Origin of the sequence: Streptomyces coeruleorubidus (genome assembly GCF_008705135.1) — a bacterium.
GTDB lineage: Bacteria > Actinomycetota > Actinomycetes > Streptomycetales > Streptomycetaceae > Streptomyces > Streptomyces coeruleofuscus.
This window is the reverse complement of record NZ_CP023694.1, coordinates 5,080,661-5,107,639: the sequence shown is the minus strand read 5'-3', so window position 1 is coordinate 5,107,639 and position 26,979 is coordinate 5,080,661. Positions and strand designations below refer to the sequence as shown.

Annotated in this window: 25 protein-coding genes; 6 read left to right on the top strand and 19 right to left on the bottom strand. The window is 72.7% G+C overall.

What is annotated here, in order from left to right:
* The 4 genes from CP976_RS23660 to CP976_RS23645 form a co-directional block, all read right to left on the bottom strand.
* On the bottom strand, positions 1-1,545 hold the full coding sequence (locus CP976_RS23660; protein WP_150482183.1) for a substrate-binding domain-containing protein: 1,545 nt from the start codon (positions 1,543-1,545) through the stop codon (positions 1-3).
* Positions 1,546-1,676: 131 nt separating this feature from the next.
* A complete protein-coding gene (locus CP976_RS23655; RefSeq protein WP_150482182.1) occupies positions 1,677-3,674 on the bottom strand; it encodes a serine/threonine-protein kinase in 1,998 nt (665 codons plus the stop codon).
* A gap of 79 nt (positions 3,675-3,753) precedes the next feature.
* The gene (locus CP976_RS23650; RefSeq protein WP_150482181.1) at positions 3,754-4,248 is read right to left on the bottom strand and encodes a MarR family winged helix-turn-helix transcriptional regulator; all 495 of its coding nucleotides are present in this window, start codon (positions 4,246-4,248) and stop codon (positions 3,754-3,756) included.
* Positions 4,245-4,886: a type 1 glutamine amidotransferase family protein gene (locus CP976_RS23645; protein ID WP_190146855.1), complete on the bottom strand. Its 642-nt coding sequence runs from the start codon at positions 4,884-4,886 to the stop codon at positions 4,245-4,247. The genes CP976_RS23650 and CP976_RS23645 overlap by 4 nt, the downstream gene beginning before the upstream one ends.
* 198 nt (positions 4,887-5,084) lie before the next feature.
* Here CP976_RS23645 and CP976_RS23640 point away from each other — a divergent pair, with 198 nt between their 5' ends.
* The 3 genes from CP976_RS23640 (at position 5,085) to CP976_RS23630 (ending at position 8,056) form a co-directional block, all read left to right on the top strand.
* A complete protein-coding gene (locus CP976_RS23640; RefSeq protein ID WP_150482180.1) occupies positions 5,085-6,440 on the top strand; it encodes an aspartate aminotransferase family protein in 1,356 nt (451 codons plus the stop codon).
* Between the two features lie 139 nt (positions 6,441-6,579).
* Entirely contained in the window at positions 6,580-7,281 is a 702-nt protein-coding gene (locus tag CP976_RS23635; RefSeq protein WP_150482179.1) for a GntR family transcriptional regulator, read from the top strand.
* A 124-nt stretch (positions 7,282-7,405) separates the two neighbouring features.
* Positions 7,406-8,056 carry a phospholipase D-like domain-containing protein gene (locus CP976_RS23630; RefSeq protein ID WP_086604371.1) on the top strand — a complete coding sequence of 217 codons (651 nt, stop codon included), beginning with the start codon at positions 7,406-7,408 and terminating at the stop codon, positions 8,054-8,056.
* Positions 8,057-8,066: 10 nt separating this feature from the next.
* Here the strand turns inward: CP976_RS23630 and CP976_RS23625 are convergent, their stop codons facing one another.
* Both CP976_RS23625 and CP976_RS23620 read right to left on the bottom strand, forming a co-directional pair.
* Positions 8,067-8,360 carry a hypothetical protein gene (locus CP976_RS23625; protein ID WP_150482178.1) on the bottom strand — a complete coding sequence of 98 codons (294 nt, stop codon included), beginning with the start codon at positions 8,358-8,360 and terminating at the stop codon, positions 8,067-8,069.
* A 109-nt stretch (positions 8,361-8,469) separates the two neighbouring features.
* Positions 8,470-9,753 carry an adenylosuccinate synthase gene (locus tag CP976_RS23620; protein WP_150482177.1) on the bottom strand — a complete coding sequence of 428 codons (1,284 nt, stop codon included), beginning with the start codon at positions 9,751-9,753 and terminating at the stop codon, positions 8,470-8,472.
* A 185-nt stretch (positions 9,754-9,938) separates the two neighbouring features.
* Between CP976_RS23620 and CP976_RS23615 the strand changes: the two genes are divergently transcribed.
* On the top strand, positions 9,939-10,799 hold the full coding sequence (locus CP976_RS23615) for a diacylglycerol kinase family protein (protein WP_150482176.1): 861 nt from the start codon (positions 9,939-9,941) through the stop codon (positions 10,797-10,799).
* A gap of 14 nt (positions 10,800-10,813) precedes the next feature.
* On the opposite strand, the gene CP976_RS23610 is transcribed toward CP976_RS23615, so the two are convergent.
* Positions 10,814-11,311 carry a GbsR/MarR family transcriptional regulator gene (locus tag CP976_RS23610; RefSeq protein ID WP_150482175.1) on the bottom strand — a complete coding sequence of 166 codons (498 nt, stop codon included), beginning with the start codon at positions 11,309-11,311 and terminating at the stop codon, positions 10,814-10,816.
* A gap of 74 nt (positions 11,312-11,385) precedes the next feature.
* On the opposite strand from CP976_RS23610, the gene CP976_RS23605 reads away from it, so the two are divergent.
* Entirely contained in the window at positions 11,386-12,282 is an 897-nt protein-coding gene (locus CP976_RS23605; RefSeq protein WP_150482174.1) for an ABC transporter ATP-binding protein, read from the top strand.
* Entirely contained in the window at positions 12,279-13,877 is a 1,599-nt protein-coding gene (locus tag CP976_RS23600; protein WP_150482173.1) for an ABC transporter permease, read from the top strand. Before CP976_RS23605 ends, CP976_RS23600 begins: the two co-directional genes overlap by 4 nt.
* Before the next feature lie 52 nt (positions 13,878-13,929).
* Here CP976_RS23600 and CP976_RS23595 read toward each other — a convergent pair whose 3' ends face one another.
* The 12 genes from CP976_RS23595 to CP976_RS23540 form a co-directional block, all read right to left on the bottom strand.
* Complete coding sequence (locus CP976_RS23595) at positions 13,930-15,150, bottom strand: cytochrome P450 (RefSeq protein WP_150482172.1); 1,221 nt, start codon at positions 15,148-15,150, stop codon at positions 13,930-13,932.
* 59 nt (positions 15,151-15,209) lie between these two features.
* A complete protein-coding gene (locus CP976_RS23590) occupies positions 15,210-15,875 on the bottom strand; it encodes a response regulator (RefSeq protein ID WP_150482171.1) in 666 nt (221 codons plus the stop codon).
* Positions 15,872-17,209: a sensor histidine kinase gene (locus tag CP976_RS23585; RefSeq protein WP_190146856.1), complete on the bottom strand. Its 1,338-nt coding sequence runs from the start codon at positions 17,207-17,209 to the stop codon at positions 15,872-15,874. Before CP976_RS23585 ends, CP976_RS23590 begins: the two co-directional genes overlap by 4 nt.
* Before the next feature lie 98 nt (positions 17,210-17,307).
* A complete protein-coding gene (locus CP976_RS23580; RefSeq protein ID WP_150482170.1) occupies positions 17,308-17,991 on the bottom strand; it encodes a response regulator in 684 nt (227 codons plus the stop codon).
* A gap of 10 nt (positions 17,992-18,001) precedes the next feature.
* Positions 18,002-19,363 (bottom strand): sensor histidine kinase, encoded by a 1,362-nt coding sequence (locus CP976_RS23575; RefSeq protein ID WP_150482169.1) that lies wholly within the window; start codon positions 19,361-19,363, stop codon positions 18,002-18,004.
* Positions 19,356-20,576 (bottom strand): acyltransferase family protein, encoded by a 1,221-nt coding sequence (locus tag CP976_RS23570; protein ID WP_150482168.1) that lies wholly within the window; start codon positions 20,574-20,576, stop codon positions 19,356-19,358. Before CP976_RS23570 ends, CP976_RS23575 begins: the two co-directional genes overlap by 8 nt.
* Positions 20,569-21,570 (bottom strand): alpha/beta hydrolase, encoded by a 1,002-nt coding sequence (locus CP976_RS23565; protein WP_150482167.1) that lies wholly within the window; start codon positions 21,568-21,570, stop codon positions 20,569-20,571. The genes CP976_RS23570 and CP976_RS23565 overlap by 8 nt, the downstream gene beginning before the upstream one ends.
* Before the next feature lie 176 nt (positions 21,571-21,746).
* Positions 21,747-22,613, bottom strand: a complete 867-nt coding sequence (locus tag CP976_RS23560) for an alpha/beta hydrolase (protein ID WP_150482166.1) — start codon at positions 22,611-22,613, stop codon at positions 21,747-21,749.
* Positions 22,614-22,775: 162 nt separating this feature from the next.
* Positions 22,776-23,960: a kynureninase gene (kynU, locus tag CP976_RS23555; RefSeq protein WP_150482165.1), complete on the bottom strand. Its 1,185-nt coding sequence runs from the start codon at positions 23,958-23,960 to the stop codon at positions 22,776-22,778.
* Positions 23,953-24,783 carry a tryptophan 2,3-dioxygenase family protein gene (locus tag CP976_RS23550; protein ID WP_150482164.1) on the bottom strand — a complete coding sequence of 277 codons (831 nt, stop codon included), beginning with the start codon at positions 24,781-24,783 and terminating at the stop codon, positions 23,953-23,955. Before CP976_RS23550 ends, kynU begins: the two co-directional genes overlap by 8 nt.
* A gap of 150 nt (positions 24,784-24,933) precedes the next feature.
* The gene (locus CP976_RS23545) at positions 24,934-25,347 is read right to left on the bottom strand and encodes a DUF3151 domain-containing protein (protein WP_150482163.1); all 414 of its coding nucleotides are present in this window, start codon (positions 25,345-25,347) and stop codon (positions 24,934-24,936) included.
* Positions 25,348-25,506: 159 nt separating this feature from the next.
* Positions 25,507-26,976 (bottom strand): MFS transporter, encoded by a 1,470-nt coding sequence (locus tag CP976_RS23540; RefSeq protein WP_150482162.1) that lies wholly within the window; start codon positions 26,974-26,976, stop codon positions 25,507-25,509.
* Positions 26,977-26,979: the final 3 nt, after the last annotated feature.

Below are 26,979 nucleotides of genomic sequence, written 5' to 3'. Positions count from 1 at the left end.
TCAGTCCTGCGCGCACAGGGTCAGGCCCTCCGGGGTCCAGCACGGCAGGTGGCCGTGCGTGCGGATGACGTCCTGGCCGTTGCCGCGGGAGAGGTAGGTGAGGAAGCTCGACGCCAGGGAGTCGGCCGGGGGACGGCCGTAGGTATAGGCGTACTCGAGCTCGCGGTAGGGGTATTCGCTGGTGCCGTCCTCGATGGCGTCGGCGGAGGCGGGGTCGCCGTCCAGGCGCAGGGAGTGCAGGCCCTCGGCGCGGGCGGCCAGGTTGAGTTCGCTGTAGCCGATGGCGCCCGGGAGGTCGGCGACCGTGCTCAGCACCTGGTCCGTCGAGTCGAGTTCGCAGCGGATGACGGCCGCCGTCGGGTCGTCCTTGTGGACGCAGTCGACGGAGGAGTTGGCGATCTCCCCCCGTCCCAGCACCCGGCGCTGGAACACCTGTCTCGTCCCGGAGTTGGCGTCCCGGCTGACCAGGTGCACGGGCAGGTCCGGGCCGCCGAGCTGCCGCCAGTTGCGGATCTCGCCCCGGTAGAGGCGCCGCACGTCGTCCGTGGACAGGTTCTTCAGGCGTACGGCGTCGTTGACCACGAGCGCGAAGACCGACACCGCCACCCTGTTCTCGCGCAGCTCGGGCAGCCCGGCCGGCTTGGGGCCGTCCGACAGGGCCACCACCGGGGGTGAGCCCTGCCCGTCCCGTGCCGCCTGCGCGCCGGCCGCCGCGAGCTCCCGTATTCCGGCCGTCGAGCCGTGCGGGTCCACGTCGATGACCGGGTCGCCGCCGCAGTCCCGCTCGTACTTCTCGGCCACCTCGCGCAGAACGGGCGCGAACGCGGTCGAACCGGTGAGGGTGAGCCTGCCGCTCGCGCAGCCGATCGGGGGCGGGGTGTCGTCCTGGGCGACGACGATCGCGGCCAGCGTGACCACGCACAGCGTGAGCATGATGGTGATCAGCCGGGCGGCCCGGCTGAACAGCGGTGGTTTGTCGTCCGGGGCGGCCGCGCGGTTGGGGCGCACCTCGCCCTCCCGCAGGCCCCCGACCAGCCGCACCTCGCGCCCCACGTCGCCGCCGGAGAGCAGCACGAGAAGCTTGAAGTAGTCGCCGCGGTTGAGCGGGACGCGCGGGATGCGCAGCGCGTTGTCCTCGTAGCCGAAGCCCCGGGCCGCGGTGAAGTGGTCCATGAGGTGGTCGGTGTCGGAGGGCTGGGTGACCGAGACCCCGCGGATGGTGCGGTCGGTGAACACCGCGGTGAGGCCGTGGATTTCGGGGCCCGTGTAGTCGTCGCGGTCGATGGCCAGTGAGCCGTCGTTCTCGATGCGCAGCAGAACCAGGGTCGCGTCCGTCATGTCGGGCGCCTCGTCGAACAGCCCCAGCCGGCGGTTGGCGCGGCCCGAGCGCACGTCGTCGCCGATGGGGTTGTCCATCTGCACGCGGTAGCCGATCCGTTTGCGGCGCGGCACCCGGCGTTCGTACCAGACCATGACGCCCGAGGCGCTGATGCCGAGGACGGCCGTCGCGACGGCCACGAGGTTCTCCGCGCTCAGCCACTCCATCGTCGGTGCCCCCGCCGCCGCCCGGACGAAATCGATCGTCCGGCCACCGTACGGCCGTACGAGCGGGTATCCGGACTTCGTCGGCCGGAATTCGCCGTACGTTCAACAGCTCCACGGGAACCGCGAGTTGGTCACTGCCTCGTGTACGTCAGCCGCTCCCCGCTGCTCGTGTTGACGCGCTGGAGCGTGCCGTCCGGGAGGAGGGTGACCTCGGTGGCCGCGCCCGGGGTGCACGCGGTGCGCGGTTGCCCGACCTTCACGGTGGACGGGCCGATCTTCAGCGTGCCGTCGGCGCCGGGGGCCGTGGTCAGCCGGCCCTCGAACACGCAGTGGTAGCTGCCGCCGCCCTTGGTCGGGCCGTCCGCCACGAGGGACAGGACCGTGTCGCCCGGCTCGCCCTGCTGGATGGTCAGCGAGCGGCTGTGCGGTCCGTCGGCGTTGTCGATGGTCGTGGACCAGGTGCCCAGGTACCCCGTCGGGATCGAACCGTCCGCCGGGGAGGCGGAGGTGTCCGGCTGCGGGGCCGTCGGGGACGGGCCCGGCGTGGTCGGGGGCGCGTCGGTGCTCTGCGTGGGGGTGGGGTCGCCGCCGGCCTGGTCGCCGTCGCCGCCCTGCATCAGCGCGTAGACCGAGCCGCCCGCGGCCAGCGCGACGACCAGGGCGATCACGACGAGCAGCGCGGTGGAACGGCCGTCTCTTCGCGCCGGCTCCCGCGGCGGGCCGTAGGGCGGGGTCGGGCCGTAGGGCTGGCCCGTTCCGTACGGCGGCGGACCGTAGGGCGGTGTGGCGCCGAGGCCGCCGTAGGCGGGGTGGAAGGGCGGGGCGGCGCCCTGCGCGCCGGGCTGGGGGTGCTGCTGGGGATAGCCGTACGCCGGGTACGGGGGCGGGGGCGTCTGGGGGTGGGACGGGGCACCCGGGGGCTGCTGGGGCGCCGGGGCGGTGCTCTGGCCCGCGACCATGGTGGGCAGATGGTTCAGCGGCGGCCCCTCGCCCGGGCGGCCCGGCGGGGGCGGGACCGGGGGTGCGGCGGGCACCGTCGCGGGGGCCGGGGGCGGCGCGGGGCTCGGGGACGATTCGTCGGCGGCGGGGGCGTGTTCGGGTGTCGGGCCGGGGCCGGGGCCGGAGCTCCCGTGGCTCTCGTCGGAACCGGAATCCTGCCGCTGGACAGGGAGGCCGGCGGCACCGGCCCGCTCCCCCGCGGCCTCCCCCTCCGGGTCCTCCGCGTCCAGCAACCGCACCGCGTGCCGCCCGAGTTGGGCGACCAGGGCGCTCGGGAGCCAGGGGTCGAGGGCGCGGCCGTCGGCGACGGTGTCGTCCGCGCCGCTGCGTTCCAGGACGCGGTCGAGGGACGGACGTGCGGCGGGGTCCTTGCGCAGGCAGTCGCGGACCAGGTCGGCGATGCCCTCGGGGACGCCCTCCAGGTCCGGTTCCTCCTGGGCGATGCGGAACATCAGGGCGTGCACGCCGCTGTTGGCGGTGCCGAAGGGCAGGGCGCCGGTGGCGGCGTAGGCGAGGACCGAGCCGAGGCAGAAGACGTCGCAGGCCGGGGTGATGCGGTCGCCCCGCACCTGCTCGGGCGCCATGAAACCGGGCGATCCGACGAGCGCGCCGGTGCGCGTGAGTCCGCCGTCCGTCACGGTCTGGAGGGCTCGGGCGATACCGAAGTCGATGACGCGCGGGCCGTCGATGGTGACCAGGACGTTGGACGGCTTGAGGTCGCGGTGGACGATGCCCGCGGCGTGGATGTCCTTCAGCGCGTGCGCGAGCCCGGCCGCGAGGATGCGGACCGTCCGCTCGGGCAGGGCACCGTGGTCGTGTCCGACGACCTGCTGGAGGCTCGGCCCGGCGACGTACCCGGTGGCCACCCACGGCACCGCCGCCTCGGTGTCCGCGTCCAGCACCGGCGCCGTCCAGTACCCGCCGACCCGCCGCGCGGCCCGCACCTCCTGCCGGAACCGCTCCCGGAACTCCTCCTGCGCGGCCAGCTCCTCGCGCACGAGTTTCACGGCGACCGTACGGCCCCGCTCCGAGCGGGCCAGATACACGTGCCCCATGCCGCCCGCCCCGAGCCGCGCCAGCAGCCGGTACGCACCGATCCGTTGCGGATCCCCGGGCCCCAGTTTCTCCATCGCTCAGCCGCCTTCCCCCCACACGCGAGCAACAGACCGAGGATAGTGCGGGGCCCGGGCGGGGTGAGCTGAGCTAGCTCTACGGTTCCGTAACAGGCCGAGTCGTCGTGCCGGGCGGACGTTCCGTGACGGGCAGCCCCTCCTTGTCGAGCACCTTCGACAGCCGTTCCAGCACCCGCACCGCCTCCGCCAGCTCCGCCTCCCCGAACGCCTCCGCCAGCCGGTCGGCGAACGCCGCGTGCCCGGGGCCGATACGGGCGATCGCCGCACGCCCCTCCTCGGTCGGGGCGAGGAGCTTGGCGCGGCGGTGCGCGGGGTTCGGCCGGTACTCGGCGAGCCCGCGTTCCACCAGCAGGTCGGCGATGCGCTGCACGCTCTGCCGTGTGATGCCCATGGCGCGGGCGATGCCGGAGACGGGCAGGGGCTCGCCGAGGACCGCGCCGAGCACCTGCCACCAGGCGGCGGTCAGCCCGGCGGGCCGGGCCAGTTCCTCCGCGACGGCGAGGAACTGGCCGTTCAGCCGGAACACCCCGAGGGCGCTGCGGCTGAACAGGTCCTGACGCTCCCGGCTCATGCCGCCCCGGCCTTCTCCAGCACGGCGTACGCCGCCGCGTCGGAGTCGTGGAACAGCCGGTACCAGGCGTCGAGCACCTCGCCCTCGTACACCCCGAGCAGCCGGAAGATCTCCCGGGCGAAGGCGACGGGCTCGGTCGGGCCGGCGGTGACGAGGTTTCCGTCGGTGACGGCGTCGGTCTCGACGTAGCGCTCGCCGCCCGCGTAGCCGGTCGCGGCCAGGTAGAAGGAGACGGCGCTGGTGTGGGACCGGTCGTCGAGCAGGCCCTCCCGGGCGAGCCCGGCGGTGGCGCCGCAGATCGCGGCGACCGGCACGCCGGCCTCCAGGAACTCCCGGGCCTTGCGGGCGAAGGGCGCCAGGTCACCGGACCCCGCCGCGGTAGCGGCTGATGTCTCAGTCCAGAGGTCGGCGCCCGGGAGGATCAGCAGGGAGCTGTCCTCGGGCCGTACGTCGTCCAGGGCCGCGCCGGGCTGGATGCGCAGTCCGCCGATGCTGGTGACCGGGCCGGTGGACGGGCCGACGGTCCGGATCTCGTATCCGGCGCGGGCGAGATGTGCCGTGGCGTGGCCCGTCTCCCAGTCGGCGAGGGTGTCGTAGACGGCGAGATGGACGGGCTTGCGGTCTGCGATGGCGTTCATGGCTCCTCCTGAGACCCGGGCTCCACCCCGAAGGGCTATGACAGCATCCTGACATTTAGACAGCACGCTGTCAATGCATGGGGCGCAGCATGCTGTCAACGCGCTCCGTCCCGTCTGGACAACCTGTCGCGGAATGCCGCCGACGGCAGACAGGCCGCCGATTTCACCGCCCTCTCCCCCGCGCCTACGCTCGCCCGCATGACCCCTCAGCCGAACCCCGAAGCCGGTGCCGCCGTCAAGGCCGCCGACCGTGACCATGTGTTCCACTCCTGGTCCGCTCAGGAGCTCATCGACCCGCTCGCCGTCGCCGGGGCGGAGGGGTCGTACTTCTGGGACTACGACGGCAGGCGCTACCTCGACTTCTCCAGCGGGCTCGTCTACACGAACGTCGGCTACCAGCACCCCAAGGTCGTCGCCGCGATCCAGGAGCAGGCGGCGAGGATGACGACCTTCGCGCCCGCGTTCGCGATCGAGGCCCGGTCGGAGGCGGCCCGGCTGATCGCCGAGCGGACACCGGGTGACCTGGACAAGATCTTCTTCACCAACGGCGGCGCCGACGCTGTCGAGCACGCGATCCGGATGGCCCGGCTGCACACGGGCCGCCCGAAGGTGCTCTCGGCGTACCGCTCGTACCACGGCGGTACGCAGCAGGCCGTGAACATCACCGGCGACCCGCGCCGCTGGGCCTCCGACAGTGGCACCGCCGGGGTCGTGCACTTCTGGGCGCCCTACCTCTACCGCTCCCGCTTCTACGCCGAGACCGAGGAGCAGGAGTGCGCGCGGGCGCTGGAGCACCTGGAGACCACGATCGCCTTCGAGGGGCCCTCGACCGTCGCGGCGATCATCCTGGAGACGATCCCCGGTACGGCCGGGATCATGGTCCCGCCGCCCGGCTATCTCGCCGGGGTGCGGGAGCTGTGCGACAAGTACGGGATCGTCTTCGTCCTGGACGAGGTCATGGCCGGGTTCGGGCGGACCGGCGAGTGGTTCGCGGCGGACCTGTTCGACGTCACGCCCGACCTGCTGACCTTCGCCAAGGGCGTGAACAGCGGGTATGTGCCGCTGGGCGGTGTGGCGATCTCCGGCGCGATCGCGCAGACCTTCGGAAAGCGGCCCTACCCCGGTGGTCTGACGTACTCCGGGCACCCGCTGGCGTGCGCCGCCGCGGTCGCGACGATCAACGTCATGGCGGAGGAAGAGGTCGTGGAGAACGCGGCCCGGCTGGGCGCGTCCGTCCTCGGGCCGGAGCTGCGGGAGCTGGCCGCGCGGCACCCGAGCGTGGGAGAGGTGCGCGGTGTCGGCATGTTCTGGGCGCTGGAGCTGGTCCGGAGCCGTGAGACGCGTCAGCCGCTGGTGCCCTACAACGCGGCCGGGGAGGCGAACGCGCCGATGGCCGCCTTCGCCGCCGCCGCGAAGGGCGGCGGGCTGTGGCCGTTCGTGAACATGAACCGGACGCACGTGGTGCCGCCCTGCAACATCACCGAGGCGGAACTCAAGGAGGGTCTCGCGGCCCTGGACGCGGCGCTCTCGGTGGCGGACGAGTACACGGAGTAAACAGCCGTTGTCCCGTCCGTAACCGACCACAACCCGTCAGTAGGCGACCGCCTCACTCCTCGTTCGAACGCGTAAGGTGGCGTGGCCGTAGACATATACGTGCACGCCACCCGAACGCGACGAGGGAGACGCCCTGACCATGCCCCGCAGCTCCGGCAACGGCGCCGTGACGCGCAGCACCCTGAGGCAGCAGATCGCCGACGCGCTTCGTGACGAGGTGCTGGCGGGTCGGCTCCAGCCGGGGCAGGAGTTCACGGTCAAGGAGATCGCCGAGCAGTACGGGGTGTCCGCCACGCCGGTCCGCGAGGCGCTGGTCGACCTCTCCGCGCAGGGGCTCCTCGACGCCGACCAGCACCGCGGCTTCCGCGTCCACGAGTACTCGGTCGACGACTTCCGCGGCATGATCGAGGCGCGCGGCCTGGTCATCGAGGGGATGTTCCTGGCGCTGACCGAGGGGCATCCCGGCGCCGTGCGGCCGGACGATCCCCGGGCCGCCGCCGTCGTCGCCGGGGTCCGCAGGCGCGGCGAGGAGGCGCAGCGGGCCGCCGCCGCCGGTGACCTCACCGTCCTCATCGGCTACGACCTGCGCTTCTGGCGCGAGCTCGGTGCCTGTTTCGGCAACCCCTACCTCGCCGACTTCCTGAACCGGCTGCGCGTACAGACCTGGGTCTGCGCGGTGCAGTACCTGCGCCGGATCACCGACCTGCGCGGCGAGCTCTGGGCCGGGCACACCGAACTGGTCGACGCCCTGATCGCCCGCGACAACGACACCGCCCGGTCGATCATCGCCGGCTACAACGCCCACTCCGTCGCCCTGATCGAACGCCTCGCCTCGGGATGACCTGCGTCGCATCTGTCCGTGTGGGTATGGGACATGCACGGCGGGAGCCGCTTTTCGTGCCGCACCGATACCCTTCCCTGACCACCGTGCCACCCGACCCACCGAGCTGAGCGAGGAGCCTTCTTTGGCCTGTGACCTGTGGCTGGTACCGCTCGTCGACGTGTTGTGCCACACGCCGGACAATCCGTTCGCCGAGGAACTCGCGCAATACAACAAGGTGCTCGCCGAGGCGGGGCTGCCGCCGGTGCCGGTGTACCAGTACATGCCGGGCCTGTCGGGCGACGTCGCCCCGGTGGCGGGCTTCGACTACGACGCGCTGCACTTCCTGCGCCGCGCCTACCTGCTCCAGGTGTGCGGCCTGCCGGTGACGCCTGTGGACGAACTCGGCGGCGACTACGAGCAGTTGCTGGAGATGTTCGAGTCGACGGCCCAGCAGTCGCACCTCGTCTGGCACTACGACCACGCGGGTGCCTACGTCCCCGTCGACTTCCCCAGCCCGCTCGCCGACGACGAGCTCCTCGCGGGCGGCGGTCCGCTGGGCTCCTCGCACGCCCTGCTGCGGGAGCTGGAGGTGGTCGCCCCCGTCATCGGGATCGACCCGGCCAACCCGCCGGCCGCGCCACAACCGCCGCTCGTGCCCACGGAACTGGAGGAACCCGCCGTGCCGGCCCCGTACGATCCGAGCCCCTTCGCCCGGGAACGCCACGTCTGGCTGGGTCTGCACGCGGCCGTGACGCGGAGTCTGGCCCAGGGGTCGATGATCGTGTTCAGCTGAACCGCGGGGCTCAGCGTCCGAGCTGGGAGAGGCCCTTCTGGACGTCCTCCACGTTCATCACCGGCGTGTAGGTGACCTCCGCGTTGAGCTGGAGGAAGAAGGGCTCGCTGAGCACCGGCATCTGCGAGCTGTCCTGCATGTCGAAGAACAGGAAGGCCGTGCGCTTGCCGTGCTCGGAGGTGAAGTAGGCCGCTTCGGGCTTGATCTGTTCCAGTGACTCCTGGATCAGCTTCCCCAAGGTGCCGTTCCGGATGGCTTCGTTGGCCTTCTCCGTGTCCATGGAGGCCTTGAGCATGACGCGCATCGCACTCACCTTCTTCTCGTCGACGCACGCGGGCTAGGACTTTCAGCCTAAGCCCGATCACCGGCGCCCGCGCGGGGCGCCGGTGAGGGAGCGCTGACGGCCGTGCGGCCTACAGGAACGAGTTGATCTCGATCGTCTCGTCCCGGCCCGGGCCCACGCCGATCGCGGAGATCGGGGCGCCGGACATTTCCTCCAGCGCCTTGACGTAGTTCTGGGCGTTCTTCGGCAGGTCGGAGAAGGACTTGGCCTTGCTGATGTCCTCGCTCCAGCCCGGCAGCATCTCGTAGACCGGCTTCGCGTGGTGGAAGTCGGTCTGGGAGTACGGGAGCTCCTCGACGCGCTTGCCGTCGATCTCGTACGCCACGCAGACCGGGATCTGCTCCCAGCCGGTGAGGACGTCGAGCTTGGTGAGGAAGAAGTCGGTCAGGCCGTTCACGCGGGTCGCGTAGCGGGCGATGACCGCGTCGAACCAGCCGCAGCGGCGGTCACGGCCGGTGGTGACGCCACGCTCGCCGCCGATGCGGCGCAGCGCCTCGCCGTCCTCGTCGAAGAGCTCCGTCGGGAACGGGCCCGCGCCGACACGGGTCGTGTAGGCCTTGAGGATGCCGATGACGCGGCTGATCTTCGTCGGACCGACACCCGCGCCCGTGCAGGCGCCGCCCGCGGTCGGGTTGGAGGAGGTGACGAAGGGATACGTGCCGTGGTCGATGTCGAGGAGCGTGCCCTGGCCGCCCTCGAACAGGACGACCTTGTCCTCCTCCAGCGCCTGGTTGATGACCAGGACGGTGTCGGCGACGTACGGCGCGAGCTTGTCGGCGTAGCCCAGCAGCTCCTCGACGGCCTGGTCGACGGCCATCGCGCGCCGGTTGTAGAGCTTGGTGAGGATCTGGTTCTTGACGTCGAGGGCCGCCTCGACCTTCTGCGTGAGGATCGACTCGTCGTACAGGTCTTGCACGCGGATGCCGACACGGTTGATCTTGTCGGCGTAGGTCGGTCCGATGCCGCGCCCGGTCGTGCCGATCTTCCGCTTGCCGAGGAAGCGCTCCGTCACCTTGTCGACCGTGACGTTGTACGGCGTGATGATGTGCGCGTTACCGCTGAGGAGGAGCTTGGAGGTGTCGACACCACGCTCGTTCAGACCGCTCAGCTCGGAGAGCAGGACCGACGGGTCGACGACGACACCGTTACCGATGACCGGCGTGCAGCCGGGGGACAGGATTCCGGAAGGGAGGAGGTGCAGTGCGTACTTCTGGTCTCCGACGACCACCGTGTGGCCGGCGTTGTTGCCGCCCTGGTAGCGCACTACATAGTCCACGGATCCACCGAGCAGGTCGGTGGCCTTTCCCTTGCCTTCGTCACCCCACTGAGCACCGAGCAGCACAAGTGCGGGCACGCGCGTACACCCCTTCCGGGTGGGGCATGTCCATGGTCGAGGGCGAACGCGGAGGTATGAAGCCGCGTACACCGCGACCGCCGTTGGCCGCCAACCGTCGGACCGGATGCCCCGGAATAGACGAAGCCCCTGGCGCAATAGCGCAAGGGGCTCTTGCACAAAGATGCTACCCGAGGAAGCGAGGCATGGCCGAGGTGGCGACTTCCGCGACATCCGAGCAGCTCCTGGTGGTCATCGACCCGGTCGCCCGTAGGTCGGACGGCGAGTCCGTCCGGATAGCGAAAGACGTGCTCGGAGCGGGTGCGACCGTGAAGCTGTGCCTGCCGGAGGGGCCGGAGGAGTTCGCCCGGGCGCTGGCCCGGCGGGGCTCGCGGCGCCCGGTCGTGGTCGGCGACGACCGGGCCCTGATCCGCGCGGTGTCGCTGCTGCACCGGCATCGGGAGCTGACCGGATGCGCGCTGTCGGTGATACCGGTCGGGGGCGTGCTGTCCCTCGCCCGGTCGCTGGGGGTGCCGACCGGGACGGTGGCGGCGGCTCGGGCGGTGCTCGACGGGGTCGAGCGGCGGATGGACCTGATGGTCGACGACAGTGACGGGGTGGTGCTCGGCGCGCTGCGGATACCGCCGTTGCAGGCCGGCCCGGACGCGCCGGACGAGGTCGCGCCGGGCCGCCCCTGGCTGCGGACCTGCCAGTCCCTGGTGCGCACCCTGGTCCCGGCCGCCCGCCCGTCCCGGCTCGCCTCCGCTCCCGAGCCCGGCCCCTCCCGGCTGCGCGTCGAGGTCGACGGCGAAACCCTCGTCGACCTGAACCAGCCGGTCGAGGCGGTGTCGGTGTCGCCCTCGGCCTCCGGGGTGGCCTCGGTGGAGGTCCGCCCGGTGTCGGTGGGCGCCGAGGCCTCACCCCTGCTCGCGGAGGGCCGGACGGTGACGGTGTCGGGTGCCCACTTCCGCTACCGGGCGGACACGGTGGTGTCGGGGCCGGTACGGACCCGGACGTGGGTGGTCCGGGAGGGGGCCTGGGGGCTGACGGTGCCGGCGGCGCCGTGAGCCGCGGCCGCTCGTCATTCCTGCCCGAACTTCTTCTCCCGGTGCACGCGCCAGCGCTCCATCATCTCCACGATCTCGGTCTCGATGAACTCGAAGAACGCGAGCGTTTCGGCCATGCGGCGGCCGGCCGGGGTGTCGGCGCCGAGGCTGGTGACGCCCTCGCGCAGGGCGCCTTCCCAGCGTTTGATGACGGCCTCGCGGTTGGTCAGTGCCTCGTACCACTGGTTGCCGTGGACGCGGTAGCGCTCACGGCGTGAGCCGGGCTCCCGTTCGCGCGAGACCATGTGCGTCTGGGCCAGGTAGCGCACCGCCCCGGACACCGCCGCGGGACTGATCCGGAGCTGTTCGCCCAGCTCGGCCGAGGTCATCGAGCCCTCGTCCGAGGAGAGGAGCGCGGCGAAGACCCGGGCGGGCATCCTCTGCATCCCAGCCTCGACGAGCTGCGCCGCGAAGGACTCGACGAACCTCGACACGGCCTCCGTGTCCCGCGCGCTGCTGGCTGATTCCGTCATGTGGTTCATCCTATCCACGCTTCATAGGCTTCCTTAACTTCACAAATTTCTGAAAGAAGCGTACGTTCTGAAGCATGACGAAGGCCATCACCGTCTCCGGACTGCACAAGTCCTTCGGACGGACGCACGCTCTCGACGGGCTCGACCTGGAGGTCGCCTCCGGCGAGGTCCACGGCTTCCTCGGCCCCAACGGCTCGGGCAAGTCCACCACCATTCGGGTCCTGCTCGGCCTGCTGCGCGCCGACTCGGGCGCCGCCCAGGTGCTCGGCCACGACCCCTGGACGGACGCGGTGGAGGTGCACCGCCGTATCGCGTACGTCCCCGGGGACGTGACGCTGTGGCGCAACCTCTCCGGCGGCGAGGTCATCGACCTGTACGGCAGGCTGCGCGGAGGACTGGACCCCCGGCGCCGCGCGGAGCTGATCGAGCGGTTCGAACTCGACCCCACCAAGAAGGGCCGCACGTACTCCAAGGGCAACCGGCAGAAGGTCGCCCTGGTCGCCGCGTTCGCCTCCGACGTCGACCTGCTGATCCTCGACGAGCCGACCTCGGGCCTGGACCCGCTGATGGAGGAGGTCTTCCAGCGCTGTGTGGCGGAAGAGCGCGACCGGGGCCGCACGATCCTGCTCTCCTCCCACATCCTGAGCGAGGTCGAGGAGCTGTGCGACCGGGTGAGCATCATCCGCAAGGGCCGCACGGTCGAGAGCGGTTCGCTCGCCGACCTGCGCCACCTGACCCGCACCAGTGTCGTCGCCGAACTCGCGGGCCCGCCCGACGGGCTGGCGGGCCTGCCCGGCGTCCACGACCTCGACGTGCAGGGGCGCCGGGTGCGGCTCCAGGTCGACACCGACGGACTGGACGCCGTCCTGCGGTCCCTGAGCGAGTCGGGCGTACGGTCGCTGACGTCGACGCCGCCGACGCTGGAGGAACTGTTCCTGCGCCACTACCAGGACGAGGCGGCCGCCCGATGACGACCTTCGCGGTGCGGCCCGGCAGCTCACGCCAGCTGGCCGGGACCGGCACGCTGCTGCGGTTCGCCCTGCGCCGGGACCGGCTGATGATCCCGGTGTGGATCGCGGTGAACGCCCTGATGGTCCTCTCCATGCCGAACACCCTGGAGGGCCTCTACGGCACCCCGGCCGAACGCGCCGACCTGATCCGGCAGATGGAGACCAACTCCTCGCTGCGCGCGATGGTCGGCCCGGTCTTCGGCGACTCGCTGGGCGCGCTGACGGCCTGGCGGGCCGGCGTCTACGCGGGCGCCCTGGCCGCCGTGATGAGCCTGCTGGTCGTCGTACGGCACACCCGGGACGAGGAGGAGAGCGGCCGTCAGGAGCTGGTCGCGTCCGGCATGGTGGGCCGCCGGGCCTCCCTGACGGCGGCCCTGCTGGCGGCGGCGGTCGCGAACGGGGTGCTGGCGCTGCTGCTGACGGCCGGCCTGGCCGGTCAGGGCACGGCCGGGGCACTGGCTCTCGGACTCGGCATCGCCGGTGTTGGGATGGTCTTCGCCACGATGGCGGCGATCGTCGCCCAGCTCACGGAGAGCGCGCGGCTGGCCCGTGGGCTGACGGCGGCGGTGCTGGGCGCCGCGTTCGTGCTGCGCGCGGCGGGCGACTCGGCGACGGACGACGGCTCGTCGGTGCTGACGTGGGTGTCGCCGCTCGGCTGGCTGGAGAACCTGCGCCCGTACGCGGACGAACGCTGGTGGGTGCTGGCGCTGCTCGCCGGGGCGGCCCTCGTCCAGGGCGCGGTGGCGTACGGGCTGGCCGGCCGCCGGGACCTGGGCATGAGCTTCCTGCCCACCCGGCCGGGCCCGGCGACCGGGCGCCTGGGCAGCGCGGGGGCGCTGGCCTGGCGGTTGCAGCGGGGCGGCGTGCTGGGCTGGAGCATCGGTTTCCTCCTCGCCGGGATCGTCTACGGCGGCATGACCGAGGGCGCGGCCGACCTGGTCGGCGACAACGAGAACGCCCGGCGCATCTTCGAGCGGATGGGCGGCCGGTCCGGCCTGACGGACGCGTTCCTGGCGTCGATGGTCGGCATGCTCGGGCTGGTCGCGGCGCTGTACATCGTGGCGTCGGTGCTCCGCCTCAACGGCGAGGAGACCTCCGGCCGGGCGGAACCGGTCCTGGCGAACGCGGTCGGACGCCTGCGCTGGGCCGCGGGCCACCTGGTGATCGCCTTCGGCGGCTCGACGCTCATCATGCTCCTGGCCGGCCTCGGCCTGGCCGCCGGCTACGGCAGGGAGACCGGTCCGATCCTGGGAGCGTGCCTGGTGCAACTGCCGGCGATCTGGGTGATCGGCGGCCTCGCCGTCCTGCTGCACGGCCTGCTGCCCCGGGCGGCAGCGGCGGCCTGGGGCGTGGCCGGGGCGGTCCTGCTGATCGGCTGGGTCGGCCCCGCGCTCGATGTACCGCAGGCGGTGCTGGACCTCTCGCCGTTCGGGCATCTGCCGAAGCTGCCGGGAGGATCCATGGAGTGGGGGCCGGTGGTGGTGCTGACCGGGCTGGCGGTGGCGCTGGTGGCCGCGGGGCTTGCGGGGTTGCGGAGGCGGGACATGATCACCTGATGTCGATTCCACCAGCGATCAGCAGGACGGGTGATCAGCGCAGGACGGGTGATCAGCCCACCTCCACGGCCAGCCCCTCCAGCCCCCTGATCACGAAGTTCGGCTTCCTCTCCGGCTCGGCGGCCAGTCGCAGCGTCGGTGCCCTCTCCAGCAGCGCCCCCATCGAGGCGGCCAGTTCGATGCGGGCCAGGGGTGCGCCGATGCAGTAGTGGATGCCGGCGCTGAAGGAGATGTGGGGGTTGTCCCGGCGGGTCAGGTCGAGGGCGGACGGGTTCTCGAACACCGCCGGGTCATGGTTGGCGGAGCCGAAGAGCATGGCGATCTCCGCGCCGCGGGGGATCGTCGTGCCGGCGATCTCGATCTCGTCCAGGACCCAGCGCTCGAAGAGCTGGAGCGGGGTGTCGTAGCGCATCAGCTCCTCCACGGCGGAAGGGATGAGCGTGTGGTCCGCGCGCAGCAGCTCCAGCTGGGACGGGTTGCGGAACAGGGCGTACCAGCCGTTGACCGTGGAGTTCACCGTGGCCTCGTGGCCGGCGTTCAGGAGGAGGACGCAGGTGGAGATCATCTCCTGTTCGGTGAGGCGGTCGCCCTCGTCGTGGGCCGCGATCAGGCCCGAGACGAGGTCCTCGCCCGGCTCCTTGCGGCGGGCCGCGATCAGTTCGCGCAGGTAGTCGGAGAACTCCACCGACGCCCTGACCGCCTTCGCCGCCGTCTCCCTGGACGGGTTCAGCTCGTACATCCCGCAGATGTCCGCCGACCAGGGGCGCAGCGGAGCCCGGTCGGACTCCGGGATGCCGAGCATCTCGGCGATCACCGCCACCGGGAGGGGCTCGGCGACGTCCTTCAGCAGGTCGCCGCCGCCCGCTTCGGCCAGGGCCGAGGCCAGCTCGTCCGCCAGACCCCGCACGTACGGCTTCAGCCGCTCCACCGTGCGCGGTGTGAACGCCTTCGACACCAGGCGCCGGATCCGGGTGTGGTCCGGCGGCTCCAGGTCGAGCATCCCGTGGTCGTTGAGCGTGTGGAACGGCTCCTGCTCCGGCGGGGGCGCGGTGCGGCCGAACTCCTCGTGCGTGAACCGGTGCTGGTACGTCCGGCCCAGGCGCCGGTCGCGCAGCAGCGCCGAGACGTCCGCGTGGTGCGGGACGAGCCACTGGTTCGTGGGCTCGTAGTAGTGCACGCGGCCCCGGGCACGCAGCTCGGCGTAGGCGGGGTACGGGTCGGCGAGGAACGCCGGGTCCCACGGGTCGAACGCGAGGTCGGAAACAGCTGCCATGGACGGACGCTAGCCCCACACCCCCCTGTCTGACCAGGGGTGTTCCGACGTGCCCCCGGCTAGCCGGGCGTCACCAGCCGCGCCTCGTACGCGAACACCGCCGCCTGCGTCCGGTCCCTCAGGCCCAGCTTCACCAGGATCCGGCTGACATGCGTCTTGATCGTCGACTCGGCGACCACCAGCCGCTCGGCGATCTCCGCGTTCGACAGGCCTTGCGCGATGAGGATCAGCACCTCCGTCTCCCGGTCGGTGAGGTCGCCGTACGCCGCCTGCGCCGAGGGCATGAGGCGGGGGGTCTCGGAGAGCTTGGAGAACTCGGTGATCAGGCGCCTGGTCACCGAGGGGGCCAGGAGGGCCTCACCGGCGGCCACGACCCGCACGCCGTCGGCGAGCTGGCGGGCCGAGGCGTCCTTGAGGAGGAACCCGGAGGCTCCCGCGCGCAGCGCCTGGTAGACGTACTCGTCGAGGTCGAAGGTGGTGAGCACCAGCACCTTCGCCGCGCCGTCGGCGGCGACGATCTCGCGGGTCGCCTCGATGCCGTTCAGCTCGGGCATGCGGATGTCCATCAGCACGATGTCCGGGGCGAGTTCGCGGACCTTCGCGACGGCCTCCCGGCCGTTCACCGCCTCGCCGACGACCTCGATGTCCGGCATCGCGTTCAGCAGGACCGAGAAGCCCTCGCGCACCATCATCTGGTCGTCCGCGATCAGCACGCGAATGGTCATGCGTCGTCCTCGTCCGGCAGGGCGACCGGCAGGAACACCGCCACCTCGTAGCCTCCGTCGTCCGTCTGGCCCGCCGTCATCTCGCCGTTCAGCATCGTCACGCGCTCCCGCATGCCCGTGATGCCGTGCCCGGCGCCCGGCGAGGGCTTGATCAGGCCCGGGTTCGGCGGCGGGCCGTTGACTATGCGCAGGCCCAGGCCGCCGAGAACGTACCCGATCTCGACGCGGGCACTCGCACCGGGCGCGTGCCGCAGGGTGTTGCTCAGGGCCTCCTGCACGATCCGGTACGCCGACAGCTCCACGCCCTGCGGCAGCTCGCGGACCGCGCCGGTCACCACCTTCTCGACGCCCAGTCCGGCCTCCCGCACATTGGCCAGCAGCCCTTCCAGGTCGGCGAGCGTGGGCTGCGGGGCGTCCGGGGCCTCGTAGTCCTCGGCGCGGACGACGCCCAGGACGCGGCGCAGCTCGGTCAGGGCCGCCACCGCGTTCTCCCGGATCGTGGCGAAGGCCTTCTCCAGCTCCGGCGGCGGGTTCTCCACCCGGTAGGGCGCGGCCTCCGCCTGGATGGCGACCACCGACATGTGGTGGGCGACCACGTCGTGCAGCTCGCGGGCGATCGTCGTGCGCTCCTCCAGCAGGGTGCGGCGGGAGCGCTCGTGCGCGGTGACCGTCTGCTGGGCGGTGACCTCCTGCTCCGCGTGCCGGCGGATGTGCCAGACGGTCACGGCAAGGAGGACGAACGCGGAGACGACCAGCATGGGGCCGGTATTGGTGCTGTAGCGGCCCGCCGTGCCGAAGAGCGTCTCCGCGAGGACGCCGTAGGCCGCGGTGAGCGCCCACATCCAGGCGGCCGTGCGCGGCCTGGTGCGTATGGCCACGATCGTCAGCACCGTCAGGTGACAGGCGAAGCTGCCCGGCAGCCAGGGCCAGTCGCCCCAGTCGTCGCCGAACGGGAGAGCCAGGGGGGTGGCCGCCATGGACACCCAGAACGCGCCGACCGGGCGGACCAGGGTCAGCAGGACCGGGACCGCGGCGAGCAGGCCGAGCACCAGGGCCATGCCCTGGTCGACCGTGGCGATGGCCAGGGCGATCAGGGCGGCCGCGCAGATCACGGCGTGCGGCGTCCAGGCCGCGAGCTCCCGCAGACGGCCGGGCAGCCTCCTGGTCAGGGGGCCGTCGACGCGCATGCGCGGCAGCTGGCGGTAGGCGAACGCGTCGTGGATGAGGTCCTGCCGCAGCCCGCGCAGGGCGTCCACGGCCAGCCGGTACTCCGGGCTGCGTGGCTTGGCCCCGCCCCCCGGTGGCGTGGTCTGCGAGTGAGTCGTCTCGGTCACGTACAGAACGGTATGCGCCCCCCGGGACGCGGTCGTCCCCAGTGAGAGGGGTTCCACACCGTCCCTCTCAGGTACTACGGGGCCCCCGGGGCCCGGCTTCAGTACCCCGACGGACGGACCAGCCCCGACTCGTACGCGAACACCGCCGCCTGCGTCCGGTCCCTCAGGCCCAGCTTCACCAGGATCCGGCCCACGTGGGTCTTCACCGTCTGCTCGGCGACGAACAGGTGCTTGGAGATCTCCGCGTTCGACAGGCCCTGCGCGATCAGGGCGAGCACCTCCGTCTCGCGCTCGGTCAGGTCACCGATCCGTTCCTTGAGCGGGGCGCGGGGCCGGTCGTCCAGCCGGGAGAACTCGGCGATCAGCTTCCGGGTGATGACCGGGGCGAGCAGCGCGTCGCCGGCCGCGATGACCCGGACCGCCTCGGCGAGCTGCTCCGACGACGCGTCCTTCAGCAGGAACCCGGAGGCTCCGGCGCGCAGCGCGTCGTACACGTACTCGTCGAGGTCGAAGGTGGTGAGCACCAGCACCCTGATGTCCGGGTGGGCGGTCGTGATGCGCTCGGTGGCCTCGATGCCGCCGATCCCGGGCATGCGGATGTCCATGAGGACGACGTCCGGGGCGGTCTCGGCGGCCTTCGCGACACCGCCCTCTCCGTCCTTCGCGTCGCCGACGACCTCTATGTCGGGCTGGGTGCCGAGCAGCACGGTGAAGCCCTGCCGGACCATCGCCTGGTCGTCGACGATGAGAACCCGGATGGGTTTGCCGGTACCGCTCGTCATGAGGTCCCTCCTAAGGGGCCGTGGGGTGATGGGTGCCCGGGGCGTCGGCGGGCGGGACGTCCGGGAGGAACGCGGTGACCTTGAAGCCGTCCCAGTGCCACGGGTGCGCCGTCATGGTGCCGCCGAGCATCGCGACCCGCTCCCGCATGCCGAGCAGTCCGTGTCCCGCTCCCGTCGACGGCGGAGCGGGGCCGGTCGGCCTGGAGTTGACTATCTCCACCTCCAGCCCGTCCGGCTGATACGTCAGACGGACCTTGGCGCTCGCGCCGGGCGCGTGCCGCAGGACGTTGCTCAGCGCCTCCTGCACGATCCGGTACGCGGACAGCTCCACGCCGGGCGGCAGCGGCCGCCGCTCGCCGTTGATCTCGGTGATGACCTCGCGGCCGGCGGCCCGGGTGTTCTCCACCAGCGCGTCGAGCCGGTCGAGGGTGGGCTGCGGGGCATGGCCGGCGATGTCGCCGTCCGGGCCGGCGGGCTCCCCCGGCCCGGGGTGCTCCGAGCGCAGCACGCCCAGCACGCGGCGCAGCTCGGTCAGCGCCTCCAGGGCGTTCTCCCGGATGCCGGCGAGGTTCTCCTTGAGCTCGTCGGGCGGGTTCTCCACCAGGTGCGGGGCGACCTGCGCCTGTATGGAGATGACCGACATGTGGTGGGCCACCACGTCGTGCAGCTCCCGCGCTATGCGGCTGCGCTCCTCCAGCAGCGTGCGCCGGGTGCGCTCCTCGGCGGTGAGCGTGGTCTGCTCGACGAGTTGCGCACGGGCCTCGCGGCGGCCGCGCAGGGCGGTGCCGAGGACCACGACGACGGCGAACAGGGTGACCGCGAGCACCCCGGTGGACGAATAGCCGCCCGCGCCCAGCAGCCCTTGGACGACGTAGGTGAGGAGCGCGGTCAGCGCGAGCGCCTCGACGGACACCCGGGTGCGCACCCGCAGGGCGAGCAGCAGCAGCACCGCCATGTGTCCGATGATCCCCGCCGACGTCCAGGGCCAGGTGAAGTCGGGGGCGCCACCGGCCAGCAGCTGGCGGCGCACTTCGAGGGCGCCCAGCAGCATGGCCGCCGTCGAGAGCCACCACGCCGGGATGGGCCGCCACAGCGCGAGCACCATGGCACCGCCCTGCGCCAGTCCGAGTGGGAAGGCGATCTGCGTACCCACCCCGCCGTTGTCGACGAGCTGCCCCACCGCGCCGACGGTGACACCGAACGCGACCAGGCACACCAGCCCGTGCGGCAGCCAGCGCAGCCAGGTGGAGGGCGGCAGCGGGTCCGCCCGGGCAGTCCACAGGTCCTCGCGCAGCACCCGCAGCCAGCCCCTGACGCGCGCCCGCAGCGCGCGGCCCACCCCCGTGTCCGTCACGCGCCCCAGCCTAGACATGGCGCGCCTCCACCGCTGTCCCCCGGTCGGACGGACGGTGCTCCCGCACCACCCGCGACCTGCGGCCCCGGCCGCCCGCGCCCTGCTCGAAGGACCGGAAGGCGGCCCAGCAGACCGCGAGGACCAGGGCGAACACGGGCAGCCAGAGCAGCCGGGCCCCGACCCAGCCGAGGCTGTCGGGCACCGTGTGCAGGCCGGGGAAGTGCCCCGCGAGGAGGCCGGTGGCCGTCGTGGCCATCAGGGCCGTCTGGTGCCACAGGAAGACGGTCATCGCGGAGAGGTTGACGAGGGCCACCGCCGCCCACGCCACGGGCCGGCGCATCGCCCGCCGCAGCCGCTCGCGCAGCAGCAGGGCGAGGCCGCACTGGGCCAGCCCGAAGGTGACGACGGCCAGCGTCGGCGGGTCCAGGTTGGACATGCCCTCCCCCGGGACGCCGACCATCGACGCCGGATAGCCCGCCCACACGACGAGCCCGGCGGTCGCCGCCGCACCGCCGGCGAGCAGGATCCAGCCCGCGCGGCGGCGCTCCAGCTCGCCCCGGGTCCAGGCCGCGCCCAGGGTGTAGGGCACCAGCCAGCCCGCGGCCACGTTCACCCAGCCCAGCCAGGAGGGGCCGCCGAGGCCGAAGCGCAGCAGGTCCACATGGAGTACGACGGCCAGCGGCCAGAGCGGGTTCAGCCGGGTCAGCAGCGGGGTCGCCGCCGTCAGGGCCGCGAACACCACGAGGAACCACAGCGGGGACAGGGCCAGCTTCACCAGCGTCCGCACCGTCCCGAACTCCGCACCCGACAGCAGCAGGGCGAGCGCGGCGATCGTCCACAGGGTGAGGACGGCGGCGACCGGTGTGAACAGCCGGGTCAGCCGGGCCGTCAGCCAGTGGTGGTACGGGATGCCCCGGGCCCGGGCCGAGGCCAGACTGCGTGTGGCGACATGCCCGCCGACCAGGAAGAACACGGCGAGCGTCTGGAACATCCAGGAGACGGGCGTCAGCCAGGGCATGTGCTGGAGGGGGCTCGCCGTGCGCAGGGTGCCGCTGTCGGCGACCAGGGCCGTGACCAGCCAGTGCCCGAGGACGACACCGAGGACCGCGGCGGCGCGCAGCGCGTCCACGGCCCGGTCGCGGCCGGCCGGGGTGGCCGCGCCGACGCGTTCGGCGCCGCGGCGCACCGCATGCCGGACACCTCGGACTCCGAGTACTCCGACGTCAGTCATGAGTCACCGCCTTGGTCTCGCCCAGGACGATCCGGGTCAGGTTGGTCAGGGAGGTCGAGCCGGGGCTGAAGTAGTCGCTGTGGCCGCCGTCGCCGGCCGCGAAGACCCGGGCGCCGAAGGCCGGGGAGACGGGGTCGGTGCCGAAGCCGACGGTGGTGCCGAACAGGTCCGCGCTGAGGTGCGGGATGTTCTCCACCCAGTCGTCGCCGCCGCGGGCCGCCCAGACGCGGGCGCGGGTGTGCAGGGCGGCCGCGGAGTCCGCGCCGGTGCCGGGACTGCCGACCAGCGCGATGTCGTCGACGGCGAGCCCGGCGGCGGCACGGCCGCAGACGACCGAGCCGTACGAGTGGCACAGCAGCGAGATGCGCGGTCCGCCGCCCGCTATGGCACGCAGGTCGGTGACGAGCGCGCGCAGCCGCGGGGCCGCCTGCTCCGCCCTGCCGGTCGTCGTGACCGTCGCGCTGACCGTGCCCGGCGTCTCGTAGCCCAGCCAGGCCACGACCGCCGTGCGCGTGCCCGCGGGGGCCTGCCGGGCGAGCTGCCCGTACAGGGCGGCGGCCGCCGTGTGGAACCGGCCGTAGGTGTCGAGGCTCGTGTCGGAGCCGGGGACCAGGACGGCGATGCGGTCGGCGCGGGCGAGGTCGCCCAGGACCTCCGTCACCCGGCCGGAGCCGCGGCCGTCGAACCCGAGGAGACGCCGGGCCGGGGTGGCCAGCGCGCGGTCCGTCGCGGCACGGTCCCGGTCCTGGTGGGCGGCGGCCATCCGGGCCGCTTCGGCGGCGTTGGCACGGTTGGCCGCGTACGCCTCGTCGAGCGTCGACGCGCTGAGGGGTGCGAGGGAGGCGGGGGCCGGCGCGGGGATCTCCGGGCGTCCCGACGCGGAGAGAGGGAACACCACCGCGCCGGTGATGAGACCGGCGAGCGCGGCTCGACGCCATCGGCCGCCGCGGTGCCGACCGCCGCCCCCACGGCGGTACTTCGCTGCGAACCCCATGGTCGTCCCCCTCCGGCGCACCCGGCCATCGGGTCCGCACGGAAGGGAAGTTACGGATCGGGACTCGTCGTTCGCGTCACACCGGGGAGCTCACCTGCGGCCTGGCTCTCAGGTACTACGGGTATGACCGGGGTCGCCTCTATGAGCACCCCGAGAAGGCACCCCGAGAAGGCCTCTCACCAAGCCAGTTGCGCGATCTCCTCCACCACCACGGCACACGCGTCCGCCGCCGGGTCGATGAGCGGGAAGTGCCCCACGTCCTCCAGCAGCGTCACTCCCACCATCTCCCCGGCCTTCGCCGCCGCGTCCGCGTACGACTCGGCGACCACCTGCGGCACGTCGAGATCCGTGCGGCCCTGGACGAGGGTGGTGGCGATGCCGGTGGGCAGCAGCAGCGCCGGGTCCGCGTACGGCTGCCGCTCGGCGAAGTGCTCGTCTCCGCCCAGGAGTTGTCGTACGGCACCGCCGCACACGTCCAGCTTGTCGGCGACCGCGAGGTCCGCGATCGGGGCGAGGGCGACCACGCCGCGCAGAGCCGCCGGGCTGCCGGCGCGCCAGGGCGAGCCGGCCGGCAGGACGTGCCGGGCAGCGGCCCACAGGGCGAGGTGCCCGCCCGCCGAGTGCCCGGTGATGACCGTACGGCGCGGGTCGGCCTGCGGCAGCAGCTCCCGGACGAGCGCCGGAAGGGCGTCCAGCGCGGCCGCGACGTCGTCGAAGGTGTCGGGCCAGCGGCCCGCGACGGAGTCGTCGTCACGACCGCGCCGGTACTCGGCACTGGCCACGGCGAACCCGCGGCGGGCGAGGAAGTCCGCGAACGGGCTGATGTGACGGCGGTCGTAGGGCGCCCGCCAGGCACCGCCGTGCAGCACGAGGACGACCGGGGCGGGCCCGCCCGGGCCGCCCTGCCGGCGCGGGGCGTAGAAGTCGATCACCTGGTCGGCGTGGTCGCCGTAGGCGGCGGTGGCGTCGGGGGCGACGGGCGCGTGGGAGAACGCCGACTTCTCCTCGGCGGCGGCCCGTGCTGCTGCGACGTCGTCCGTCATGCTCCAACCTCTCAGCGATCAAACGTAGATGGCGGACCAGGCGGGGATCCGGCCGTTGGCCGGGACGGTATCAGGCAGGTGACGTGGGCGGACACGTGGATGTCACGCTGGGTGAAGACCGAACGGCCCCCGCGGCGGCAGGGGCCGTTCGTCCCGGGGAACTCACCCCAGCGTCTGAGCCAGCACCCGCGCCGCCCGCTCCACGTCGGCGAAGCCCACGTACAGCGGCGTGAAGCCGAAGCGCAGCACGTCCGGCGCCCGGAAGTCGCCGACCACACCCCGCTCGATGAGCCGTTTCATCACGTCACCGGCCCCGTCGCAGCGCAGGGCGATCTGGCTGCCCCGCTCCGCGTGCGGCACCGGCGTCAGGCACTCGACCCTGCCCTCGGGCACATACGCGGCCACGCACTCCAAAAAGAAGTCCGTCAGCGCGAGCGACTTGGCCCGCACCGCCTCGACCGGCACCCCGTCCCACACCTCCAGAGCCGCCTCCAGGGCGAGCATGGAGAGGATGTCCGGCGTGCCGACCCGGCCGCGCAGGGCGCCGGGTGCCGGCTCGTACCCGCTCCGCATCCCGAACGGCTCGGCGTGGGAGTTCCACCCGGGCAGCGGGGAGTCGAAGCGGTGCTGAAGCTCCCGGCGCACGTACAGGTACGCCGGTGAACCCGGCCCGCCGTTCAGGTACTTGTAGGTGCAGCCGACCGCGAGATCCACGCCGTGCTCGTCCAGCCCCACCGGCAGCGCGCCCGCGCTGTGGCACAGGTCCCAGACGACGTACGCGCCCGCCCCGTGCACGGCGGCCGTCAGCGCCGGCAGGTCGTGCAGCCGGCCGGTGCGGTAGTCGACGTGGTTGAGGAGGACGGCGGCGGTCCGGTCGCCCAGCGCGCCCGGCACCTGTGCCGGTGCCACCGGCCGCAGCGTGCAGCCGGTCATCCGGGCGGCGGACTGTGCGATATAGCCGTCGGTGGGGAAGGTCGTGGCATCGACGATGATCTCGTCGCGGCCCTCCCCGGCCATCCGCACCGCACCCACGAGTGCCTTGAACACGTTGACACTTGTCGAGTCGCCCACCACGACCTGCCCGGGCGCCGCCCCGACCAGCGGGGCGATCCGGTCACCGATCCGCTCGGGCGCGGTCCACCAGCCGCTCTCCTCCCAGGACCGGATGCGCAGCTCGCCCCACTGGCGGCGTACGACGTCCTCGACCCGCCCGGGGACGACGGCCGGCAGCGCGCCGAGCGAGTTGCCGTCGAGGTACACCACGTCGTCCAAAAGGAAGGCGTCCCGCTTGCCGCGCAGGTCGTCGGCGGCGTCCAGCTTCTCCGCGCGCATCGCGAGTTCAGACATAGGACCGCGCCGTCCACAGCTCGGGGAACACCTGCTTCTGCGCCCGCTTCTCCAGCCAGGCCACTCCGGCGGAGCCGCCCGTGCCGGTCTTGGCGCCCATCGCGCGGCGGGTGGCGACGAGGTGGTCGTTGCGCCAGCGCCACACCAGCTCGGCGACATCGCTCAACGCCTCGCCGAGCCGGGCGAGTTCGTCGCTCTCGTCACCCGAGTAGACGGCCGTCCAGGCGGCCTCCACCTGCGAGGACGGCTCGTAGCGCTGCGACACGTCACGCCCCAGCACGGTCTGCGGGATGTCGTACCCGCGCCGCGCGAGCAGCCGCACCACCTCGTCGTACAGGCTCGGCTCGTGCAGCGCCTTCTCCAGCTCGGCGTGCACGCGCGGCGCGCCCCGGTGCGGGACGAGCATGGACGCGGACTTGTCGCCGAGCAGGAACTCCATCCGCCGGTACATCGCCGACTGGAAGCCGGAGCCCTCGCCGAGGGCGCTGCGGTACGAGTTGAACTGGGCCGGCGTGAGCTGGCCGAGCGGCTTCCAGGAGGCGTTGAGCGCCTCCAGCTCGCGTACGGACCTCTTCAGCGCGGCGGTCGCGGTGGGTACGTCGTCGCCGCGCAGCGCGTGTGCCGCCGTCTCCCACTCGTGGACGATGACGGTGAACCACAGCTCCATCACCTGGGTCGTGACCAGGAAGACCATCTCTCCGGGGTCGTCGGAGAGGGTGTGCTGGAGGTGGGTGAGGACGTCCGCCTTGACGTAGTCCTCGTACGGCGTCGTGCCGTGGAAATCGAGATGCGGGGTCTCGGGCTCGTGGGCCTCGTGGGACATCGCTGTCTCCTGCTTTGTAACTCCGGGTAGCGGTCCGCCCCTGCCGATGCCGGCACGGGGGCCCCGGTCCCCACGGGCATACTCCGCAATCGTCCCCCGGAACCGCAAGGCCCGCCCGCTCGGCGGACGGGCCTCACACACGGACCGCCGTCAGCCCAGGACCTGCGCCGCCGTCGGCGAGGAGTCCTTAAGGAACTGGGAGCAGCGCTCGTACTCCTCCTGCTCGCCGATCGCCTGTGCGGCACGGGCGAGGGCGTGCAGGGCACGCAGGAAGCCGCGGTTCGGCTCGTGCTCCCAGGGGACCGGGCCGTGGCCCTTCCAGCCGCTGCGGCGCAGCGCGTCCAGGCCGCGGTGGTAGCCCGTGCGGGCGTACGCGTACGACTCGACGGTCGCGCCCCGCTCGTACGCCTCGTCGGCGAGCTGCGCCCAGGCGAGGGAGGAGGTGGGGTGCGCGGCGGCGACGTCGACCGGCGCGGTACCCGACGCGAGCAGTTCCCGTGGCCCGGGGTCGTCGGGGAGGTGGGTCGGGGGCGGGCCCCCGAGGAGGTTCTCGTGAATGGACATGCCCCAAGTCTGCCGCAGGCATGAGCTGCGGGCAGTCGTGCCTCCCCCAGTGCCTTAAGGGCCTGGGAGGTACCCCCAGGGCGGCACCCGTCCCAAAGAAGCGGCACCCCGTCGCGCCGGGCTGCGCAACGCCCCGGCCTCAGCACAAACCCCCCGCACCTAGGACAACCGCTTCCGCACCGGCTCCCCCTCCAGCGGCGGTGCCGTCACACCCCCCTGCCTCAGGCACTCCGGCCGCTTGCAGCCCGGCGGCGGCCTCCGTACCGCCGCGGCCGCGACGACCGACCCCACCACCAGCGCCCCCGCACACCACGCCATCGACTTCCCGAAGGCGGCGTCGAACGCGGCCGGCTCCCGGTACGCCTCCTCCCCCATCCCCGCCAGCAACGGCAACGCCGCCACCGCCACCAGCCCCGCCGCCCGGGCCGCCGCGTTGTTGATCCCGCTGGCCAGCCCCGCCCGGGAGACGTCCACCGACCCCAGCACGGTCGCCGTCAGCGGCGCCACCAGCGTGACCATGCCCAGCCCGAGCACCATGAGCGCCGGCAGCACGTCGGCCACGTACGACGCCCCCGGCCCGACCCGCAGCATCAGCAGCATCCCCGCGGCGCACAGCAGCGGCCCCACCGTGAGCGGCAGCCGCGGCCCGATCCGGTCGGCCAGCTCGCCGGACCGCGCCGACAGCAGCAGCATCAGCACGGTCGTCGGCAGCAACGCCGTACCGGCCGCGAGGGCCGAATAGCCCACGACCACCTGGAGCTGAAGCGCGGCGAGGAAGAAGAATCCGCCGAGGGCCGCGTACACGCACAGCGTGACGAGGTTGACCGCGGTGAACTGGCGGGAGGAGAAGATGTCCGGCGGCATCATCGGCTCGGACCGCCGCCGCTCGACGACCACGAACGCCACGGCCGCGACCGCTCCCGCCACCGCCGTACCCGCCACCACCAGGCTGTCCGCACCGGCCGCCTCGATCAACGCGTACGTCAGCAGCGCGAGCGCCGACGCGCCCAGCACCGCCCCCAGCACGTCGAACCGGCCCCGGGCCCCCTCGCCGCCCGACTCGGGCACGTGCCGCAGCGCCACGGGCACGCACAGCAGGGCCAGCGGAACGTTCAGCAGGAACACCCACCGCCAGCCCGGCCCGTCCACCAGCCAGCCGCCGACGAAGGGCCCGACCGCCGCCCCGACCCCGCCGAAGCCGGACCACAGGCCCACCGCGCGTCCCCGGTCGTCCGGGTGGAAGGACGCCTGGATCAGCGCCAGCGACCCCGGTGTGAGAAGGGCACCGCCCACCCCTTGCAGGGCACGCGCGGCGATCAGCACCCCGGCGTTCGGCGCGATCCCGCACAGCAAGGACGCCACCGCGAACCACACCACACCGACGACGAACACCTTCCGGCGCCCGAAACGGTCGCCCAGCGCCCCGCCCAGCAGGATCAGCCCGGCCAGCGTGACCATGTACGCGTTGACGGTCCACTGGAGGGCCGCCATGTCCGCGTCAAGGTCACGGCCGATGCGGGGCAGCGCCACATTGACGACGGTCGAGTCCAGCAGGGCCATGCTGGAGCCGAGGACGGTGGTGAGCAGGATCCACCGGCCCTGGGGCGAGGCGATCCGCACATCGGGCATGCA

Excerpts from the sequence above, each read along its gene's own strand:
- CP976_RS23615 (WP_150482176.1), top strand. The coding sequence starts at position 9,939 with ATGGCCGAGGTGGCGACTTCCGCGACATCCGAGCAGCTCCTGGTGGTC.
- CP976_RS23580 (WP_150482170.1), bottom strand. The coding sequence starts at position 17,991 with ATGACGAGCGGTACCGGCAAACCCATCCGGGTTCTCATCGTCGACGAC.
- CP976_RS23560 (WP_150482166.1), bottom strand. The coding sequence starts at position 22,613 with ATGACGGACGACGTCGCAGCAGCACGGGCCGCCGCCGAGGAGAAGTCG.
- CP976_RS23605 (WP_150482174.1), top strand. The coding sequence starts at position 11,386 with ATGACGAAGGCCATCACCGTCTCCGGACTGCACAAGTCCTTCGGACGG.
- CP976_RS23655 (WP_150482182.1), bottom strand. The coding sequence starts at position 3,674 with ATGGAGAAACTGGGGCCCGGGGATCCGCAACGGATCGGTGCGTACCGG.
- CP976_RS23600 (WP_150482173.1), top strand. The coding sequence starts at position 12,279 with ATGACGACCTTCGCGGTGCGGCCCGGCAGCTCACGCCAGCTGGCCGGG.
- CP976_RS23650 (WP_150482181.1), bottom strand. The coding sequence starts at position 4,248 with ATGAGCCGGGAGCGTCAGGACCTGTTCAGCCGCAGCGCCCTCGGGGTG.
- CP976_RS23660 (WP_150482183.1), bottom strand. The coding sequence starts at position 1,545 with ATGGAGTGGCTGAGCGCGGAGAACCTCGTGGCCGTCGCGACGGCCGTC.
- CP976_RS23570 (WP_150482168.1), bottom strand. The coding sequence starts at position 20,576 with ATGACTGACGTCGGAGTACTCGGAGTCCGAGGTGTCCGGCATGCGGTG.
- CP976_RS23640 (WP_150482180.1), top strand. The coding sequence starts at position 5,085 with ATGACCCCTCAGCCGAACCCCGAAGCCGGTGCCGCCGTCAAGGCCGCC.
- CP976_RS23645 (WP_190146855.1), bottom strand. The coding sequence starts at position 4,886 with ATGAACGCCATCGCAGACCGCAAGCCCGTCCATCTCGCCGTCTACGAC.
- kynU (WP_150482165.1), bottom strand. The coding sequence starts at position 23,960 with ATGTCTGAACTCGCGATGCGCGCGGAGAAGCTGGACGCCGCCGACGAC.
- CP976_RS23545 (WP_150482163.1), bottom strand. The coding sequence starts at position 25,347 with ATGTCCATTCACGAGAACCTCCTCGGGGGCCCGCCCCCGACCCACCTC.
- CP976_RS23625 (WP_150482178.1), bottom strand. The coding sequence starts at position 8,360 with ATGCGCGTCATGCTCAAGGCCTCCATGGACACGGAGAAGGCCAACGAA.
- CP976_RS23590 (WP_150482171.1), bottom strand. The coding sequence starts at position 15,875 with ATGACCATTCGCGTGCTGATCGCGGACGACCAGATGATGGTGCGCGAG.
- CP976_RS23575 (WP_150482169.1), bottom strand. The coding sequence starts at position 19,363 with ATGTCTAGGCTGGGGCGCGTGACGGACACGGGGGTGGGCCGCGCGCTG.
- CP976_RS23565 (WP_150482167.1), bottom strand. The coding sequence starts at position 21,570 with ATGGGGTTCGCAGCGAAGTACCGCCGTGGGGGCGGCGGTCGGCACCGC.
- CP976_RS23540 (WP_150482162.1), bottom strand. The coding sequence starts at position 26,976 with ATGCCCGATGTGCGGATCGCCTCGCCCCAGGGCCGGTGGATCCTGCTC.
- CP976_RS23635 (WP_150482179.1), top strand. The coding sequence starts at position 6,580 with ATGCCCCGCAGCTCCGGCAACGGCGCCGTGACGCGCAGCACCCTGAGG.
- CP976_RS23595 (WP_150482172.1), bottom strand. The coding sequence starts at position 15,150 with ATGGCAGCTGTTTCCGACCTCGCGTTCGACCCGTGGGACCCGGCGTTC.
- CP976_RS23550 (WP_150482164.1), bottom strand. The coding sequence starts at position 24,783 with ATGTCCCACGAGGCCCACGAGCCCGAGACCCCGCATCTCGATTTCCAC.
- CP976_RS23610 (WP_150482175.1), bottom strand. The coding sequence starts at position 11,311 with ATGACGGAATCAGCCAGCAGCGCGCGGGACACGGAGGCCGTGTCGAGG.